This is a genomic window from Streptomyces sp. NPDC029836, from assembly GCF_055574495.1.
In genome coordinates this window covers 476,489-494,117 of sequence record NZ_JBVHZI010000003.1, presented here as the reverse complement: position 1 = coordinate 494,117, position 17,629 = coordinate 476,489, and the positions used below count along the sequence as shown (strand labels likewise).

The 17,629-nt window shown below is 74.7% G+C and carries 8 protein-coding genes and 3 pseudogenes; 6 read left to right on the top strand and 5 right to left on the bottom strand.

What is annotated here, in order from left to right:
* Window positions 1-3: 3 nt before the first annotated feature.
* The 4 genes from ACZ4XJ_RS13075 (at window position 4) to ACZ4XJ_RS13060 (ending at window position 8,232) form a co-directional block, all read left to right on the top strand.
* The gene (locus tag ACZ4XJ_RS13075) at window positions 4-1,827 is read left to right on the top strand and encodes an RNA ligase family protein (RefSeq protein ID WP_468496203.1); all 1,824 of its coding nucleotides are present in this window, start codon (window positions 4-6) and stop codon (window positions 1,825-1,827) included.
* Complete coding sequence (locus ACZ4XJ_RS13070; protein WP_468496202.1) at window positions 1,827-5,030, top strand: poly(A) polymerase; 3,204 nt, start codon at window positions 1,827-1,829, stop codon at window positions 5,028-5,030. Before ACZ4XJ_RS13075 ends, ACZ4XJ_RS13070 begins: the two co-directional genes overlap by 1 nt.
* Before the next feature lie 413 nt (window positions 5,031-5,443).
* Window positions 5,444-7,600 carry a discoidin domain-containing protein gene (locus ACZ4XJ_RS13065; RefSeq protein WP_362879082.1) on the top strand — a complete coding sequence of 719 codons (2,157 nt, stop codon included), beginning with the start codon at window positions 5,444-5,446 and terminating at the stop codon, window positions 7,598-7,600.
* A gap of 395 nt (window positions 7,601-7,995) precedes the next feature.
* Entirely contained in the window at window positions 7,996-8,232 is a 237-nt protein-coding gene (locus ACZ4XJ_RS13060) for a discoidin domain-containing protein (RefSeq protein WP_468496201.1), read from the top strand.
* A gap of 116 nt (window positions 8,233-8,348) precedes the next feature.
* Here the strand turns inward: ACZ4XJ_RS13060 and ACZ4XJ_RS13055 are convergent, their stop codons facing one another.
* Together ACZ4XJ_RS13055 and ACZ4XJ_RS13050 are read right to left on the bottom strand one after the other, a co-directional pair.
* The gene (locus ACZ4XJ_RS13055) at window positions 8,349-9,266 is read right to left on the bottom strand and encodes an NADP-dependent oxidoreductase (RefSeq protein WP_468496279.1); all 918 of its coding nucleotides are present in this window, start codon (window positions 9,264-9,266) and stop codon (window positions 8,349-8,351) included.
* Window positions 9,267-9,461: 195 nt separating this feature from the next.
* Window positions 9,462-9,701 (bottom strand): annotated as a pseudogene (locus ACZ4XJ_RS13050) (family 1 glycosylhydrolase); the annotation flags it as partial.
* 284 nt (window positions 9,702-9,985) lie between these two features.
* On the opposite strand from ACZ4XJ_RS13050, the gene ACZ4XJ_RS13045 reads away from it, so the two are divergent.
* Window positions 9,986-11,377 carry an ROK family transcriptional regulator gene (locus ACZ4XJ_RS13045; RefSeq protein WP_468496200.1) on the top strand — a complete coding sequence of 464 codons (1,392 nt, stop codon included), beginning with the start codon at window positions 9,986-9,988 and terminating at the stop codon, window positions 11,375-11,377.
* A gap of 165 nt (window positions 11,378-11,542) precedes the next feature.
* On the opposite strand, the pseudogene ACZ4XJ_RS13040 reads toward ACZ4XJ_RS13045, so the two are convergent.
* Window positions 11,543-12,357 (bottom strand): annotated as a pseudogene (locus tag ACZ4XJ_RS13040) (LacI family DNA-binding transcriptional regulator).
* Between the two features lie 686 nt (window positions 12,358-13,043).
* On the opposite strand from ACZ4XJ_RS13040, the gene ACZ4XJ_RS13035 reads away from it, so the two are divergent.
* Window positions 13,044-14,867, top strand: coding sequence for a CocE/NonD family hydrolase C-terminal non-catalytic domain-containing protein (locus ACZ4XJ_RS13035; RefSeq protein ID WP_362879074.1), 1,824 nt, complete (start codon window positions 13,044-13,046; stop codon window positions 14,865-14,867).
* A gap of 92 nt (window positions 14,868-14,959) precedes the next feature.
* On the opposite strand, the pseudogene ACZ4XJ_RS13030 reads toward ACZ4XJ_RS13035, so the two are convergent.
* Both ACZ4XJ_RS13030 and ACZ4XJ_RS13025 read right to left on the bottom strand, forming a co-directional pair.
* Window positions 14,960-15,253: pseudogene (locus tag ACZ4XJ_RS13030) on the bottom strand (LysR family transcriptional regulator); the annotation flags it as partial.
* 13 nt (window positions 15,254-15,266) lie between these two features.
* Entirely contained in the window at window positions 15,267-17,555 is a 2,289-nt protein-coding gene (locus tag ACZ4XJ_RS13025; RefSeq protein ID WP_468496199.1) for a PP2C family protein-serine/threonine phosphatase, read from the bottom strand.
* Between the last annotated feature and the right edge of the window lie 74 nt (window positions 17,556-17,629).

Below are 17,629 nucleotides of genomic sequence, written 5' to 3'. Positions count from 1 at the left end.
AACATGCGCACCCACTACCCCCGTACGGCGCACCTGCCCTGGTCCCCCGGTGCGACCTCGGACGACGTACGGGCCCGCGGGACCGCCGCGCTCGCCGGGCGCGAGGTGGTGGTCACCGAGAAGCTCGACGGGGAGAACACCACCCTGTACCCGGACGGCCTGCACGCCCGCTCCCTCGACTCGGCGCACCACCCCTCGCGGGCCTGGGTCAAGGGCCTCCAGAGCCGCGTCGGCGCCGGGATCCCGGCCGGTTGGCGGGTGTGCGGGGAGAACGTGTACGCCCGTCACTCGCTGGCCTACGAGGACCTCGACAGCTGGTTCTACGGGTTCTCGGTGTGGGACGGCGACCGCTGCCTGGACTGGGACCGGACCGTACGCTTCCTGCGCCGGCTCGGCGTCCCCACCCCGCGCGTCCTGTGGCGCGGCGTCCACGACGAACGCGCCCTGCGCAGGCTCCGCGTCGACACCACCCGCCAGGAGGGCTGGGTCGTCCGTACCGTCGCGGGTTTCGAACGCGAGGACTTCGGACGGTACGTGGCCAAGTGGGTGCGCGGCGGCCACGTGCGCACCGACACCCACTGGATGTACGCGCCCGTGGTGCCGAACGGACTCGGCCCGGCGGCTCCGCTGTGGGCGGCCGCTTCGGGGTCCGAGCCGGACGTACCGGGCCTGCTGGCCGCCCTGGGCGAAGGACCGGAGCCCGCGCCCGGGGCCCGGGAGGCCGCCGCCGAGGTGGCGACGCGGCTCGACGGGGCCGGACGGACCGGGGAGACCCGGCTGACGGGGGTGTTGGCCGCCGTACTGCACCGGGAACCGCGCGGGGCCCTCGCTGCGCGGCTGGCCGCGGGGCCGCTCGGCATGGCCGGGGCGCGCCGGGTCGCGGACCTGGTGGGGCTGTACCCGGCGGTGCGGCAGCCGTTCCCGGACGAGCGACGGCGGGCCGGGTTGGTGCGCATGGCGACGGCCGCCGACCTCGGGGTGTTGCACGCGCTGGCGCTCTCGGTGCCCGGCGGTGCGGACGGGGCGGCGGGGCGGGACTGCGCGCAGTGGTCCGCGCTGCACGCCGAGGAGGCCGGGTTGCTCGGCGCGGACCCCTTGGGCGACCTCCGGACCGGTCTGCGCCGAGCCCTGGGGGGCCTTGACGGGGACGCGGCGGACCGCTGCTGGGCCGAAGCCCGGGAGGCCTTCGGGCGGGGCGGGATCTCCACCGCGGCGGAGGCGGTGGCGGCGACCTGGCGCTGGCGGGACGCGGCGTCCGGGCCGCGGTTGGTGCAGCTGTGCGGGCCGTCGGGCAGTGGCAAGAGCACCTTCGCCCGGGGCCTGCCGGGGGTGTCCGCGTACGTCGGCCTGGACGATCTGCGCGCCGAGCGGGGTGCGCGCGCCGACCAGCGGGCCAACGCCGAGGTGCTGCGCGAGGGTCTGGACCGGTTGGACCGGGCCTTGGCCGCCGGCGGGACGGTGGTGTGGGACGCCACTTCGCTGACCGAGCAACAGCGCGGCCTGGCGGGCGCCGTCGCGCGGCGGCGGGACGCGCTGGTCACGCACGCGGTGGTGCTCGTCGGGGAGGCCGAGTTGCGGCGCCGCAACGGCGTACGGGCGCATCCCGTACCGGATGCCGTTCTGGTCGGGCAGGTGCGCCGGTACAGCCCGCCCTATCCGGGTCAGGCGCACCGGACCTGGTACGTCGGCGCGGGCGGCACCGTCGAGGACACGGCGGGCGGATTGGGCGGCCCGGGGGACGGACCGTACGGGAGCGGGGTCACGGCCTCGGGAAGCGGCGGCGCCGGCACGGTCCCGGCGGGCAACGACACGGGAGAGTACGTCTGATGCGGACCAGTGAGCAGCTCTACCACCAGGTCCGCTGGGACCCGCGGTTCGATCCGGCGCGGTTCACGCTCGGGCTGCACCAGCGCGGGGCCGCGCCGAAGCGGGTGCCGTTGCCGTCGTTCGTGCCGGGGGGTGACATCCCCTGGCACCGGGTCCTGTTCGTCGAGGCGGACGGCGAGCTGGTGTGGGACCGGGCCGGCGGCGTGGACCTGATCGACACGAGTCCGGCCGGGCGGGTGCGCGAACGGCGCCTGCTGGAGGCCCCCTTCTTCGGCGCCCGGACCCCGCACGCCTGGGACCCGGCGGACGGGGGTGCCTGGCGGCCGGTGCGGTCGAGCCCCGTCGATGCCGCCCCGCGGCGGGTCCGGCTGCTGACCTGGAACACCCTGTGGGACCGCTACGACGCCCCCCTCATCTCCACCGCGCTGCGCAGGCCGCTGCTGCTGGCCGACCTGGCGGCGGCCGACGCCGATGTGATAGCCCTCCAGGAGGTCGAACCCGCCCTGCTGAAACTGGTGTTGGCCGCGCCCTGGGTCCGGGACGGGTACGTCCTGGGCACCGATCCGTACGGCGGCGACGTGTCCGGGTGCGGGCTGCTCCTGCTGAGTCGGCTTCCGGTGCGCGAGGCCGGGCTGCACATGCTGCGGCGGCACAAGGGGGTCGCCGCCGTCACGGTCGACACCGCGGCCGGGCCGCTCGTCGTCGCCGCGACCCACCTGACCAGTGACCACACCGAGAACGGCGCCGGCCGGCGCGCGGAGGAACTGGCCCGGATCGCCGAGGGAACGGCCGGCCTCGACGCGGACCTGGCGCTGCTCGGAGACTTCAACGACGGCCGGTCCGGGGCGGGTCCGGCGACGACGCTGGGCCTGCGGGACGCGTGGAGCGAGGTGCACGGCGCGGACGACGACACCCCGACCTTCGATCCGGTGGGCAACCCCTTGGCCGCGGTGGGTTCCCTGACGGGCCGGCCGGGTCGGCTGGACCGGATCCTGTTGCGGTCGTCGGCCGCGCGGGTACCGGCGGCGGCCCTGCGCGGTGACGCGCCGGCGGCGGAGGGACTGTTCATCTCGGACCACTACGGGGTGGAGGCCACCCTGGAGTACCCCGCCGCGGGCGCGGGCGAGCGGCTCGACGTGACGGCGACGGCCCGGACCGCGGTGGCCTGGTTGCCGCCGGAGGATCCCGCGGTGGCGGAGCTGCGGCGGCGGCACGATCCGGCGTACGGGAGGTGGCCCGCGCACGTGAACCTGCTCTTCGGCTTCGTGCCGGAGTCCTCCTTCGACGCGGCGCTGCCGCTGCTGTCGCAGGTGGCGGCCGCGACGGAGCCGTTCACCGCCCGGCTGGAGGGCGTGCACTCCTTCGGGTACCGGGAGGACGCCACCCTGTGGCTGGACCCGGCGGCGGCCGGCGGGGCCCCGTGGCAGGAGCTGCGGCGGGCGCTGGTGGAACGCTTCCCGGGATGCGCGGGACGGGCCCGGGGCTCCGACTGGACCCCCCACCTGACGCTGGGCCGCAGCCGTGATCCGCGGCGGGCGGAGCGGGAGTTCGAGGCGCGCCTGACCGGCGGACGCGGTGCGACGGTCGGGCGGCTCGCGGTGCTGTCGCGGCGCGGCGACGGGCCGATGGTGGTACGGGCGACCGTGGAACTCGGCACGGGCGAGGTCTGCCCGCTGCCCGAGCCGTCGCCCCTGGCCGCGTACCGGACGGACCTGCGGACCGGGGCGCGGCCGGAGCGGGCCGGGGCACGGTCGGGGCGGGCGGGCTCGCCGCCGGATCGGGACACGCCGTCGCCGGACCGGGACAGGCCCTCGCCGGATCGGGACACGGCGTCGTGGCCGGATGGGGACATGCCGTCGCCGGATCGGGCCGCGCCGTCGCCGGACCGGGCCGCGCCGTTGCCCGAGCCGGCCACGTCGCGGGAGCCGGCCGCGCCGCGGTTGCCGAAGCGGCCGCCCCGGGGAGAACGGCCGTGGTCCGTGGCGGCGATCGTGGTACGGGTGACCGCGGCGCTCGGCGAGGGGGCGGTGGTGCGGGTCGCCGGGTCGCGGCGGATGGCGTGCGCGCCGCCGTGGGCGGACCTGGACCTGGTGGCGACGGTGCCGGGCGCCCCCGGCACCGCCGGGCTGCGGGAGCGGGTCGCGGCCGCGTTGCCGGAGGCCGAGCGGTTGCGGGAGGTCACCGGTGCGCGGGTGCCGGGGCTGCGGTTGCGCCTCGGGCAGCGGGACGTGGACCTGGTGGTGGTCGCCACCGGCGGGACGGACCCCGACACGGCCGTCGCGCGGCGGGCGGAGCTCGGCGGGGCGGCCGCGGTGGCGCTCAGCGCGCTGAGCGACGCGGACGCCGTACGGGAGTCCGTGGGCACGCGGCGGGCCGCGTTCTCCGGACTGGCGCTGGAGGTGAAGTCCTGGGCACGGGTCCGCGGCCTGGACTCGGCGCCCTTCGGCGGGCTGCCGGGGCTGGCCTGGGCGGTGCTGGCCGCCAGGACCGTACGTACGGCCCGCGACCTGGAACCGGCGGCGCTGCTGCGGGAGTTCTTCGCGACGTGGGCCGCCTGGGACTGGAACGAGCCGGTGGCGCTGCGGCCCTCCGGGGCGTCCGGTCCGCTGCCCGCGCGGGCGGGGCCCGGACGCGCCTACGCCGTAGCGCCAGGCGGTGCTGCCGCCGGGGGCGAAAGCGGCCCCGTGCCGGATCCCGACGGCCGGTGCGGTGAGGGGCCCGCGCCGGTCACCGTGCTGACCCCGTCGGAACCGGTGCGCAGCTGCACCGCCCAGGTGGGGGCCGGGATGCGGGACCTGCTCGTGCGGGAGCTGTACCGGGCGTGGGAGGTCCTCGACGCGGACCCGGGCGGCTTCGAGCGGCTGCTGTCCGGCCCGCCGCTGCACCGTCGACACGCGGCGTGGGCCGTGGTGACCGTACGGGGCGACGGGCCGCGGGAGTTCGAGGAGAACCTGGGCCGGGCCCGGGGCCGGGTGCGCGCCCTGCTCGGCGCGTTGGAGGGGGCCGGGGTGGCCGACGTACACGCGTGGCCGCGCCCCTTCGAGCGGGCCGCGACGCGGGCCCGCTACGCGGTGGGGCTGGGGCTGGGGGTCGGGGCGGGCGACGCGGGCCGCCGGGAAGCGCTGACGGTCGCGTGGGCGGCCGGCCTGCCCGGTGTCGAGGTCGCCCTGGTCGCCGGCGGCGAGGTGCCGGATCTCACCTGACGGGCTCGGCGGATGGCGACGAGTAGCGAACGCATGACGCCGTCCGCCTCCTCCGTACGAACACTTCCCGAAACCGGACCGGGTCCGGACCGGGTCCGGACCGGGCCGGACCGACGCCGGCACGAACCGGGGACGAACCCGGGACGAACGCGGCCGAAGCCTGCCCGAAGCCCCGTCCCGCCGTCGCGGGCGCGGCGGAACGGAGCGGTCAGGAGCCTCAGTAGAGCCTTGCCGGGATTTTTCGTCAACACTTTTCACAAGGATTGAAGAAACCCCAAGTTCACAGGCCTGCAGGCCAATTGACATGCCGATGGGTCTTCGGTTCATGAACGCTGAACCCCTTGACGGCCTCCCTGTCGGGCAGTTCACTCACGCTTCGATCCCCCCGGATCCACGACGTCAGGAGTGCCCCCATGCCACGCCTCTCCGATCATCCGCCCCGACTGACGGTCGCGGCCCTCGCCGCCGCCCTGGTCGCGGCCCTCCTCGTGCTGCTCCCCGGCACCGCCGCCACCGCGGCGCCCACGCTCCTCTCCCAGGGCAAGCCCGCCACCGCCTCCTCGGTCGAGAACGCCGGCACCCCGGCCGGCGCGGCCGTGGACGGCGACAACGGCACCCGCTGGTCCAGTCAGTTCGCCGACCCGCAGTGGATACAGGTCGACCTCGGCGCACCCGCCCAAATCGGCCAGGTGGTGCTGCGCTGGGAGACCGCCGCCGCCAAGGCCTACCGGGTCGAGCTGTCCAACGACGGCAGCACCTGGTCCACCGCGTACTCGACCTCCGCCGGCGTCGGCGGAACGGTCACCCACGACATCACCGGAACGGCCCGGTACGTGCGCGTGCACGGCACGGAGCGCACCACCGGGTACGGCTACTCCCTCTGGGAGTTCCAGGTCTACGGCACCGACGGCACCGGACCGGTCATACCCGGCGGCGGCGACCTCGGCCCCAACGTGATCGTCTTCGACCCGTCGACGCCGAACATCCAGGGCAGGCTGGACCAGGTCTTCGCCCAGCAGGAGTCCGCCCAGTTCGGCTCCGGCCGCTACCAGTTCCTCTTCAAGCCGGGTACCTACAACGGGCTCAACGCGCAGATCGGCTTCTACACCTCCATCTCGGGCCTCGGCCTGAGCCCCGACGACACCACCATCAACGGGGACGTCACCGTCGACGCGGGTTGGTTCGGCGGCAACGCCACCCAGAACTTCTGGCGTTCGGCCGAGAACCTCGCGCTCAACCCGGTGAACGGCACCAACCGCTGGGCCGTGTCGCAGGCCGCGCCCTTCCGCCGCATGCACGTGAAGGGCGGCCTCAACCTGGCCCCGAACGGCTACGGTTGGGCCTCCGGCGGCTACATCGCCGACTCGAAGATCGACGGGCAGGTCGGCAACTACTCGCAGCAGCAGTGGTACACCCGCGACAGCTCCATCGGCGGCTGGTCCAACGCGGTGTGGAACCAGGTGTTCTCGGGGACCCAGGGGGCGCCGGCGCAGTCGTACCCGAACCCGCCGTACACCACCCTCGACACCACCCCGGTCTCCCGGGAGAAGCCGTTCCTGTACCTGGACGGCAACGAGTACAAGGTCTTCGTCCCCGCCAAGCGGACCAACGCCCGCGGCACCTCGTGGGGCAACGGGGCGCCGCAGGGCACCTCGGTCCCGCTGAACCGGTTCTACGTGGTCAAGCCGGGCGCGAGCGCGGCGACGATCAACCAGGCGCTGGCCCAGGGCCTGCACCTGCTGTTCACACCCGGCGTCTACCACGTCGACCGGACCATCCAGGTGAACCGTCCGGACACCGTGGTCCTCGGTCTCGGCCTGGCCACGATCATCCCGGACAACGGGGTGACCGCGATGAGGGTCGCCGACGTGGACGGGGTGCGGCTCGCCGGCTTCCTCATCGACGCGGGTCCGGTCAACTCCCCGACGTTGCTGGAGGTCGGCCCGGCCGGCTCCGCCGCCGACCACGCCGCGAACCCGACGACCGTGCAGGACGTCTTCATCCGGGTCGGCGGGGCCGGCGCGGGCAAGGCCACCTTGGGCATGGCGGTCAACAGCCACGACACCATCGTCGACCACACCTGGATCTGGCGGGCCGACCACGGGGACGGGGTGGGCTGGGAGACCAACCGCTCCGACTACGGCTTCCGCGTCAACGGTGACGACGTCCTGGCCACGGGGCTGTTCGTCGAGCACTTCAACAAGTACGACGTGGAGTGGAACGGCGAACGCGGCCGCACGATCTTCTTCCAGAACGAGAAGGCGTACGACGCACCCAACCAGGCCGCCGTCCAGAACGGCGCCACCAAGGGCTACGCCGGCTACAAGGTGGCCGACTCGGTGAACACCCACGAGGGGTGGGGCCTGGGCAGCTACTGCTACTACAACGTGGACCCGACTATCCGTCAGGACCACGGTTTCCAGGCACCGGTGAAGCCGGGCGTGCGCTTCCACGACCTTCTGGTGGTCTCGCTCGGCGGCAACGGCCAGTACGAGCACGTCATCAACGGCGTCGGCGCCCCCACCTCCGGCACCTCGACCGTCCCGTCCACGGTGGTGTCGTTCCCCTGATCCACCCGCACCACCCCTGACCCCCATCCCCTCCCCCCGCCCCCCGGAAGGCGCGGGGCGGCCCGGCGGCCGCCCCGCGTTTTCCGGGCCATTCGACAGGCCGCGGCGACGGACTCCGAGGGCGACCCGCTCGCGTACGAGGTGCCGTGGGGCGGCACGCACGTGGACGGTGGCGGCGGGCTGGTCTCCGTACCGTCCACCCACCTCGGCGGCGGCACGCCGAAGGCCACGGCTCCGGCGCGGACCGGGGTGTGGAAGCCGTACGTCAGGGTGACGGACGGGCGGGGCAACGTGGGCGTCGAGCAGCGGTCGGTTCGGGTGGTGCCGCCGCCGGCGGCGGGCCCGGACGGGGCCCGCGGCCGGCCGACGACCGCCTCGACCCATCAGAACGACGGGTGGGGCGGCTGCCCTGCACCCCGCAGTTGGCCACGGACCGCCGTACGGACACCCGGTGGGCCGGCACCCGGGCCGATCCGCAGTGGCTCCAGGTGGACCTGGGCTCGGTGCGGCGGCTGCGTCACGCGCGGTTGGTGTGGGGGTCCGCGTACGGGAAGCGCTGGGTGCGGCTGGAGCTGACCGAACGCGGCTCGGGCTACGGGTACTCGCTGTTCCACTTCGGCGTCCACGCCTGACCGCCGCCCCGCCCACCCTGCGCGTCGCCCGATCCCTGCCGGGCGGCGCGCGGTCGTGCGTCGGGACGGTGCGTGGGGCGGTTGGTGGGGCGGCAGCCGCGGGTGGGCGACGGGGCTCAGACTTCGATGACGATCTTCCCGGCGGTGTGGCCGTCCTGGCTGAGGGCGAAGGCGGCCGCGAGTTCGGAGAGCGGGAAGGTCTGGGCGACGGTGACCGTGAGGCGGCCCTCGTCGGCGAGCCGGCCGAGGGCGGCGAGGTCGGAGCCGACTGGGCGCACCCACATCCACTGGCCGCCGGCGCCGACGACCGTCTGGTCGGCGATGGAGGCGTGCCGGCCGTCGTCGGCGAGGACGACGCGGGTGACGTCGAGGACGCCGCCGACGAAGTCCGCGACGACGTCGACCCCGTCGGGGGCGAGGCCGCGGACCCGGTCGGCGAGGCCGTCCCCGTACGCGACGGGCTCGCAGCCCAGCTCGCGCAGTCGGTCGTGGTTGCGGGGGGAGGCGGTGCCGATGACGCGGGCGCCGAGCGCGCGGGCGATCTGCACGCCGAGGGAGCCGACGCCGCCGGCGGCTCCGTGGATGAGGACGGTGTCGCCCTCGCGAGTGCCGAGGCGGGTCAGCAGTTGGAAGGCGGTGAGCCCGGCCAGCGGCAGGCCCGCGGCCTGCTGCCAGGTCAGGGAGGTGGGCTTCGACGCGAGGGCGCGTACGGGCACGGTGACGAACTCGGCGAAGGTACCGCCGTGCACCCAGTCCTTGCGGGCGTAGGCCATGACCTCGTCGCCCGCCGCGAACTCGGGGGTGTCGATGCCGACGCGCTCGACGGTGCCGGCGACGTCCCAGCCGGGGACGACGGGGTGGACGACGTCCATCAGGGCGTCGAGGCCGCCTGACATGATCTTCCAGTCGACCGGGTTGACCGACGCGCAGCGGACCCGGACGAGGACCTCGCCGGGGCCGACCTTGGGGACCGGCAGCCGGGTCTCGGTGAGCACCTCCGTGCCGCCGTACGTCTCGTACGTCATCGCCCGCATGGTGTCCTGGCCGTGGTCGGACATGCGCCTCGCCTCTCCGCTTACCGGTGTGGGGGTCCCTTCCGCATCCCACCACGAAAGGCCGTACCCGCCCCGGCAGGCGGGGCGGGCGCGGCGCGGCGCGGCGCGGCGCGGCGCGGAAGCACGGGGGTCACAGGGCCCGGTGGGCCGCTCCGCGCAGCGGCGGCCGCTGGACTTCACGGTGCGCCGCTGGGTCGGGCAGTCGACGTGGACCAGGCCGAAGCGCTCGTCGTAGCCGTAGGCCCATTCGAAGTTGGGCGGGTCGCGGCCGGTGCGGAGGCGGGGGCGGGGGCGGGCTGGATCGCTGCTGCCGGCGGGTGGGCTCCAGGCATCGGATTTCCTCCGGCCGCGCGAAGTGACCAGCGGGTACACGGCGGTGCCCAGCAGCAGGAAGAGCAGCAGGAGGACGGACATGGCCGAGCCGGTGCCGAAGTTCCAGGTGAGGAAGCTGGACTGGTGGTTGTGGAGGGAGATCAGGTCGGCGGCCTCGGGGGCGGACTTTGCGTGACGGATCGGCCTGCTTCGGCAGGGTCGTGGGGGGCCGGTGAGCGGGGCTCGGGTGTCGTCCGCCCGGCACCCCGCCGGCACCTGTTGCGTCCAGGCTTTTATTTAAGTCGTGAGTTAAGCCTCGGGGAGCGGTCGCGTCAAGGGGTCGCGCAGAGGTATGTTGCGAACCATGTCACGGCGGAAGGGGCCAGATGACCACGGGGCGTAGCGGACGTACGGTGCGGGACCTGCGGCGCGGCAACCGCAGCGCCGTGTTGCAGCGGTTGTACTTCGGCGGGCCGATGAGCCGGCAGGAACTGGGGCCCGCGACCGGGCTGAGTTCCGGATCGGTCAGCAACGTCGTCGGTGAACTCGTCGCGGACGGGCTGCTGGAGGAGGCCGGGATCGTCGATTCCGACGGCGGCCGGCCGCGCACCCTGTTGCGGGTGGCCCCCGGCAGCGCGCACATGATCGGGGTGGACGTCGGCGAAACCCGGGTCCGGGTCGAGCTGTTCGACCTCACCCTCACCGAACTCGCGCGCACGGAGCTGCCGTTGCTGCCGCGCGGATGTTACGACGTCGGCCCGATCGTGGACCACGTAAGGACCGGCATCGCCACCGTCCTCGCCGAGGCCGGGGTGGGCACCGAGCGACTGCTGGGCGTCGGCGTCGGCGTCCCCGGGATCGTCGACCGCGAGGCACCCGGTGGGACGGTGGTCCACGGCCAGACCATCGGCTGGGACGCGGTGCCCTTGGAGGCGCTGCTCCGCGCGACGAAGGCCGTGCCGGAGGAGGTCCCGTACCTCATCGACAACGGTGCGCGGACGCTCGGCCAGGCGGAGATGTGGTTCGGGGCGGGTCGGGGCGCGCGGGAGGCCGTCGTGGTCCTCTTCGGGTCGGGCGTCGGCGCGAGCCTGATCACGGACGGCTCGGGCACAGCCCTGGAGTGGGGCCACCTGACGGTGTCGGTGGGCGGCCGACGCTGCCGCTGCGGGGCGCGGGGCTGCCTGGAGGCGTACGCCGGGGCGGAATCGGTCCTGGCCCGCTGGACGGAACGCGGCGGCGGGGTGGTCGGGGTCGGTGGGATCGGCGGGGGCGGTGGGGCAGCTCGGGACGGCGGTGCCGACGGGACCACGGTGACCGGGACCGGCCGCTTCGGCGAGGTGGACGAGGCCGACGAGGCCGACGAGGAAGAGGCGCTGTCGGCGCTGCTCGACGCTGCGGTCGCGGGGGACGCGCTCGCCCTGGCCGTGTTGGAGGAGACGGCGGAGTACCTCGGCGCCGGCCTGTCGGACGTGATCAACCTGTTCCGGCCGGAGCGGATCCTGATCGGTGGCTGGGCCGGCCTGCTGCTGGGCCCGCACATCCTGCCGGCGGTCCGGGAACACGCCACGCGCTACTCGCTGCGGCACCCCGCCGCACGGGTCTCGATCGACCTGGGTTCCCTGGGCCCGGACGCGGTCACGGTGGGCGCGGCGACGCTCCCGCTGTCGGCGTTCTTCGCGGCGGGCGGCCGCCGCGCCCTTCCGGAACCCCCGGCCGAACAGCCGGGCTGGCAGACCGCCCTGGAAGTCCGCGGCGGAACGCACCGGGCCCGGGGTTGACACGTCGCGGCCGGGCGCGCACGCGACGAAGCGGCGCGACGGGCACCCCGGGACCCGGCACCGGCGGAACGGCCCCGCCCGCGCGGCCGGCGCATCCGTACGAGGTCGGCCGCGGTGCGGGCCGTCGGGGATGCGGCGAGGGGCGCAGGGGTGGGGGCGCTCGGGTCAGGTGGAGGCGCGGATCACCAGGGTCGGGGTGAAGAGGACTCCGGTCGGTTCCGGGGGCCGTCACCCGTGACGCGGTCGAGGAGCAGACGAACCATTTCCGCCGCCATGTCCTCCACCGGCTGGCGCACCGTCGTCAGCCGCGGCCGGCCCGCCGCGGCCGCGCTCGAATCGTCGAAGCCGACCAGGGCCACGTCCTGCGGGACCCGCCGCCCGTGCTCGCGCAGCACCAGGCAGGCGCCCCGGGCCATCAGGTCGCTCGCCGCGAACACCCCGTCCAGGTCGGGCCGTCCGGCCAGCAGGCGGCGCATCGCCCGCTCGCCCCCGCCGTCCGCGCCGCCCTCCCCCAGGTACGACACGACCTGCGCGCGGTCCCGCGCCGAGTCGGCGAACATCAGTACCGGGTACACCCCGCCCGGCCGCAGGGCGCGTACCACTCCGGTGACCACCCGTCCGAAGAACGGATCCTGGAAGAACCCGGGCGCCGCGTCCTCGGCCGCGCCGTCCGGGTCCGCCTCCATGTCCAGTTGCGCGTCCGCGTCCGTCGCGGCGTCCGTGCCCGACTCGGAGACCACCGGGGCGACCGCGCCCGAGCGTCGCGTGACGAGTGAGCGGGTCGCCCGGTTCGGGACGTACCCCGTTTCGGTGACGGCCCGTCGGACCGCCTCCCGGATGCCCGGGTCGACGTTGCGGACGCCGTTGACCACGCGGGACACCGTCGCCCGGGAGACGCCCGCCGCGCGGGCCACGTCCTCCAGCGTGGGGGCCGTCCCGGTTCCCGCTCCCCTGCGACCCCCCTGTGTCCATGGCCGCACTGTAGCCGTCCGGGGTCAGGCGTCGAGCCCCGCCCGCAGCGGGAGGTCGCCGGCGCTGCGCCCGGCCAGGAGGCCGCGTGCACCCCGACCACTGCCAGGCTGCCGAGCGCGGCGGCGTCGAGCGGCCACCCGCCGGCCCGGTTCTCCAGCAGCACGAAGCTCGCGGCGGCACTCTCCCGCAACAGGCGGCGGCGCCGCTCGGGGTCGCCGCAGGTGGCAGGGCGCTCTCCCAGATGATCCCGACCACCCGGTTCCGCTGCCAACGGGCAGGAGGGCAAGAGGTGTTCGACGAACACCACCCGCCCGAGCCGCGAACCCGCCGAGAACCGGCCGAACGCCGACCGGGGCGCCGACCGGGGCGCCGAGCGCCGACCACCGCTCATCGATCACCGATCACCGGTGATTCCAAGCCTGTCGCTTTTGGGTGCTTTCGACCGACCCCGACCCACGAGTTCACATAGCTGACCACCTTCTGCGAGAAGCGGTATCGCATCGAACCCAAACCACCCGTCAGGGTGATAACCAGTTGATTCCGGAACCATCGGGTATGTCCAGTTAAGTGCTGCCGGAGCACCCTTCCGCGCTGGAACGATGCGGACCACCGGATCGCCGGACCACCACACCGCCGAGCCACCACACCGCCGGACCACCCCGGCGCCGGCCCGGCACGACGAGAGGACGTTTTCGTGAGCCATCCGCAGGAGGACGGCGCGCTCAGCGCGGTTACCGCAGCACACGTGCACCGCGTCGTCCAGGACGGCGTCTACGCCTCCCCCACCGCGCTCAACCCGGCCGCCGCCAACCTGGCCGAGGCGCTGGTCGCCACGCTCAACGGCTCCGCCCGGACAGCCCTGTTGCCTCCCGACCTCCAGCAACTGACCGAACGGGTGCGGCAAAGGGCGACCATCGGTTTCCCCCGGATCACGTCCGCCCTGGACGGAGTGCGGCTCTCCGCCCACACCATCAAGCTCCACACCACGGAGCCCCGGCCCGTGGTGATCGTGCCCGCGGGCTGGACCCCCTTGGGCTGGGCCCTGTTCGAGTACGCACATCTCCAACTGGCGCTCCGCGGCTACCACGTGCTGGCCTACACCCCGCGCGGCATCGGCACGACGGTGGCCCTTCCGGGCGGCGGCTACGTCGACGGTCCGTTCACCTCCGAAGGCACGATCGACGTCGCCGGCCCGGCGGACTGGGCGGACGGGTCCAGCGTCATCGACTACGCCGAGCGGTACTTCGAACCGAGCACGATCGCGTTCCTCGGCGAGTCGTACGGCTCCGGCATCAGTCAGCTCGTCGCGGCGCACGACCCGGCCGGACGCGTCGGGGCGGTCGTCGCGCTCAGCACCTGGGGCAACCTCGCGAGCAGCCTCTACCAGAACGACACCCGGCACCTGGCAGCGGTGAAGGCCCTGGTCGGCTTCACCGGCGGCCCGGTGGAGCGCAAGTTCGACGCGGCGACGCAGCAGATCCTCGCGGACTTCGACAACGGGCACCACCTCGACGAAGTGGCCGCATGGGGCACGGAGCGGGCCCCGGCGACGTACGTCGGGGCGACCAACGCGCGCGGCGTCCCCACGTTCTTCTCCAACACCTGGCACGAGACGCTCTTCCCCGCCAACCAGGTCATCGAGCACTTCGACCGCCTGACCGTGCCCAAGCGGCTGAACCTGTGGATCGGCGACCACGCCGCCCCCGAGGGCGCCGGTCTGACCGCCCCGTTCAGCGGCCCGAACGTACCCGTCGAGGAGGCGTTCGCCTGGCTCGACCACCACCTGCTGGGAGCGGACAACGGGGTACCCGACTGGTCCGCGGTCAGCACCCAGATCATGTTCACGTACGGCACCCGGGCCGACCCGGAGACCGGCAAGGACGTGATCACCGAGCCCGCCGTCCGCGAGACGAAGCCTTCCTGGGCGGATGTCACCCTCTCGACCGAACGCTGGTACCTGACCGCCGCCGCCCCGGGCGGTCGCGACGGCGGACTCGGCCCGGAGCCGGAGAGCGGCTGGCAGCGGGAGTTCGCCGCGGGACAGCTCACCGAGGCCGTGGCGGTCGACGCCCCCATCACCACCGGTCAGGCCGAGTGGAAGGGCAACCCGAAGACGTACCCCACCGGCAAGTTCGACCGTCGCCACCTCGCCGCCTGGACCAGCGCGCCCCTCGAATCCGCCCGTCGGATCCGCGGCGTTCCCGAACTCTCCCTGACCGTCCGCAGCTCGGCCGGTTCCGCGACCTTGGTCGCCCTCCTCTTCGACCTCGCCCCCGACGACACCGCCCGCATCATCACGCACGAACCACTCAGCCTGCTGGACCTGACGGCCGACCAGGAGCGGGACGTCTCCTGGCGGCTCCAGGCCGCGGGCTACGACGTGGCGGCGGACCACCGACTCATGCTCGTCATCACCGGCAAGGACCCCCTCTACTCCGACGCCGGCGTCGACGGCAGCACCACCACGATCACCTCCGGCGGGGGCGACCCCGCCCACCTGGTCCTGCCCCTGGGCTGACACCGGGGGCCCGGGGCCGGGGCACCGCGACCGGTCACCTTGCCGCAGCGCCGACCCGGTCGGCGTTGCGGCGTCGCCGGCATTTCGGCGTTTCAGCCCGTGCGCAGCCAGTCCTCGTAGCGGGTCGGGGCCGGGCGGGCGTGGGGACCGGCGGTGAGCACGTCGCCCTCGACGACGGCGAACGTGCCTGCCTGCGCGTCGGTGACGACCGTACGGTCGTCCTGTCGGGCCGCGAGGGTGAGGCGGCCGAGTTCGTCGAGGGCGAAGACGTCGGGGCCGGCGACGTCGAGGACACCGTTCAGCGGCGGGGCCGTGGTGACCTCGGCGAGGGCCGTGACCACGTCGGCCGTCGCGACGGGCTGCACGGGGGTGGCGGGCAACCGTACGTACGCCGCCCGCCTACCCCGCGTCCGCCTCCTTCCCCGTCCCCGCCCCCGCCCCCGTCGCCGGCGCCGTTTCCGCGCGCCGGAGCAGCAGCAGGGCGATGTCGTCGGTGCGCGGGGCCGTGTGTTGGGCGTGGGCGACGAGCGCTTCGGCCAGCGCGCCGACCGAGTGATCCTGGGTGAGATGGGCCGCGGCTTCGCGGACGCAGACGTCGAGGTCGCGTCCCGGGGTTTCGACCAGGCCGTCCGTGTAGAGCGCCAGGAGCGTGCCGGGCGGGAACGGGATCTCGGTGCTGTCGTAGACCGCGTCGGGATCGATGCCGAGGAGGAGGCCCGGGCGCAGGTCCAGGGTCCGGGCGGGCCCGGTGGGGTGTTGGAGGAGCGGCGGCGGGTGGCCGGCGGTGGCGAGGCAGGCCGTGTGGCGGGCGAGGTCGATCTGGACGTACAGGCAGCTCGTGAACAGTCCGGGGTCGAGGTCGGTGAGGAGCCGGTTGGTGCGGGCGAGGACCTCCCCGGGGGGCGCCCCGGCGGTCGCGTGGACGGCGGTGCGGACCTGTCCCATCAGCGCGGCGGCGTTCACGTTGTGCCCCTGGACGTCCCCGATGGTGGCGGCCACGGTGGTGCCGTCGATGCGGATCAGGTCGTAGAAGTCCCCGCCGACGTCGAGGCCGTGGGCGGCGGGCAGGTAGCGGGCGGCCACGTCCAACCCGGGGACGCGGGGCAGGGTGTGCGGCAGCAGGTTGGTCTGCAGGCTGCGGGCGAGCCGGCGCGTGGAGTCGTAGAGCCGCGCCCGGTCCAGGGCTTGGGCGATCAGGCCGGCGAGCGCGGTGAGGACGGCGCGTTCCCCCGGGACGAAGGGGTGCGGGTGCTGGTAGGCGAGGACGAGCGAGCCCACGGGGCGGCCCGAGGCGATCAGCGGGAGGAAGGCCCAGGCGGACATGCCGTCCTCGATGGGCGCGGCCGGGTACGCGGCCAGCAGTTCGTCGGGGGTGGCGTAGAAGAGGGCGCTGCCGGTGTGCAGGACGCGGGTGGTCGCCCTACCGGAGGCCATGGGTTCGCCGTCGAAGCGAGCCATCAGTTCGGCGGTGTAGCCGCGGTGGCCGACGATGCGCAGCCGCTGCTCGTCGACGACGAGCAGCGCCATGGCCTCGGCTCCGAGGGCGGGAACGAGCTGGTCGGCGGCTTGGTCGACGACGTCCTGGGCGTGCGCCGCCTCGGTGAGGGTGGCGGCCAGGTGCATCAATTGGTAGAGGGCCGTGGCGCGGCTCGGCAGGTGCGGTCCCCCGTCGGCGGCGGCGTCCGGGGCGTGCGCCCCCTCGGCGTCGGCGGCGGTGATGCGGACGCTGATGCCCGAGCCGTCCGGGTACAGCTCGAAGCGCAGGGTCCGGCCGGGTGGGCGTACGGCGAGGAAGGTACGGGGCATGCGGCTGATGACGGCGGCCCGGTAGTGGTCCTCGATCACCGGGGTGTCCATCCAGGGCAGCGCCTCCCAGGGCAGGGCTCCGATGAGGTCGGCAGCCGGAGCGCCGAGCAGGGCGGCGGCCTCGGTGGTGAGGAAGGTGATCTTCCCGTTGAGGTCGAGGGCGCAGCTGCCGCCGGGGAGGCGGCGTACGAAGGCCAGTCCGGCCGCCGCCTCCACGGGCCCGGGGGTGGGCGGGGGCGGCGGCTTCATGATCACGGGCTGGGCGGCGGCGGTGATCGGACGCCCGGCTTCGGCGGCCTCCCGCAGTACCCGCGCGATGCTCCGGCAACCGGCGTCGATGGCGTCCCGCTCGGCGGGGGCGAGGAGGGGCGGGTGCGAACCGGGCCACAGCAGCACCAGGCCGGCCGGGGCGGGCGCCTCCACGGTCGGTGGCGGCTCGGGCGGGCCCGGCTCCGGCGGGCCCGGCTCGGGTGCGGCCTGTCCCGGCGTCTGGGCGACCGGGAGCGGCCCGGACCGGATCGGCGCCGTCGGGATCGGCGCCGTCGGGATCGGGGCCGCCGCGAGGGTGAAGGCGTACGGCAGGACGAGGGCGAGGCGGGGGTAGCGGCGGGCCGTTTCCTCGCGTCCGCCGAGCCATACGAGGCGCCCGTCGCGGGCCGCGTCGGCGACGGGGATCCGGTCGTCGAGCCATACCCGTGACCAGGGGGCCGCGAAGTCGCGGGCGACTCCGCAGGTCAGGGCGAGGTGGAGGACCCGTCCGGTGGGTTCGGCCAGGTAGAGCATGCCGGTGGACGCGCGCGTGGCGCGGACCACGGCGTCCAGGGCCGTCTCCAGTGGTCGCCCGGCCGCCGGATCGTCGCGGCCGGCAGGCTTTTCCGGCACCCTTCCATGGTCTCCCACGATCTCCGGGTCGGTGTGCCGGAAGCGCTCGGGCCGCTCCCCACGCGGGCGGGACC

Excerpts from the sequence above, each read along its gene's own strand:
- ACZ4XJ_RS13075 (WP_468496203.1), top strand. The coding sequence starts at position 4 with ATGCGCACCCACTACCCCCGTACGGCGCACCTGCCCTGGTCCCCCGGT.
- ACZ4XJ_RS13070 (WP_468496202.1), top strand. The coding sequence starts at position 1,827 with ATGCGGACCAGTGAGCAGCTCTACCACCAGGTCCGCTGGGACCCGCGG.
- ACZ4XJ_RS13065 (WP_362879082.1), top strand. The coding sequence starts at position 5,444 with ATGCCACGCCTCTCCGATCATCCGCCCCGACTGACGGTCGCGGCCCTC.
- ACZ4XJ_RS13055 (WP_468496279.1), bottom strand. The coding sequence starts at position 9,266 with ATGCGGGCGATGACGTACGAGACGTACGGCGGCACGGAGGTGCTCACC.
- ACZ4XJ_RS13045 (WP_468496200.1), top strand. The coding sequence starts at position 9,986 with ATGACCACGGGGCGTAGCGGACGTACGGTGCGGGACCTGCGGCGCGGC.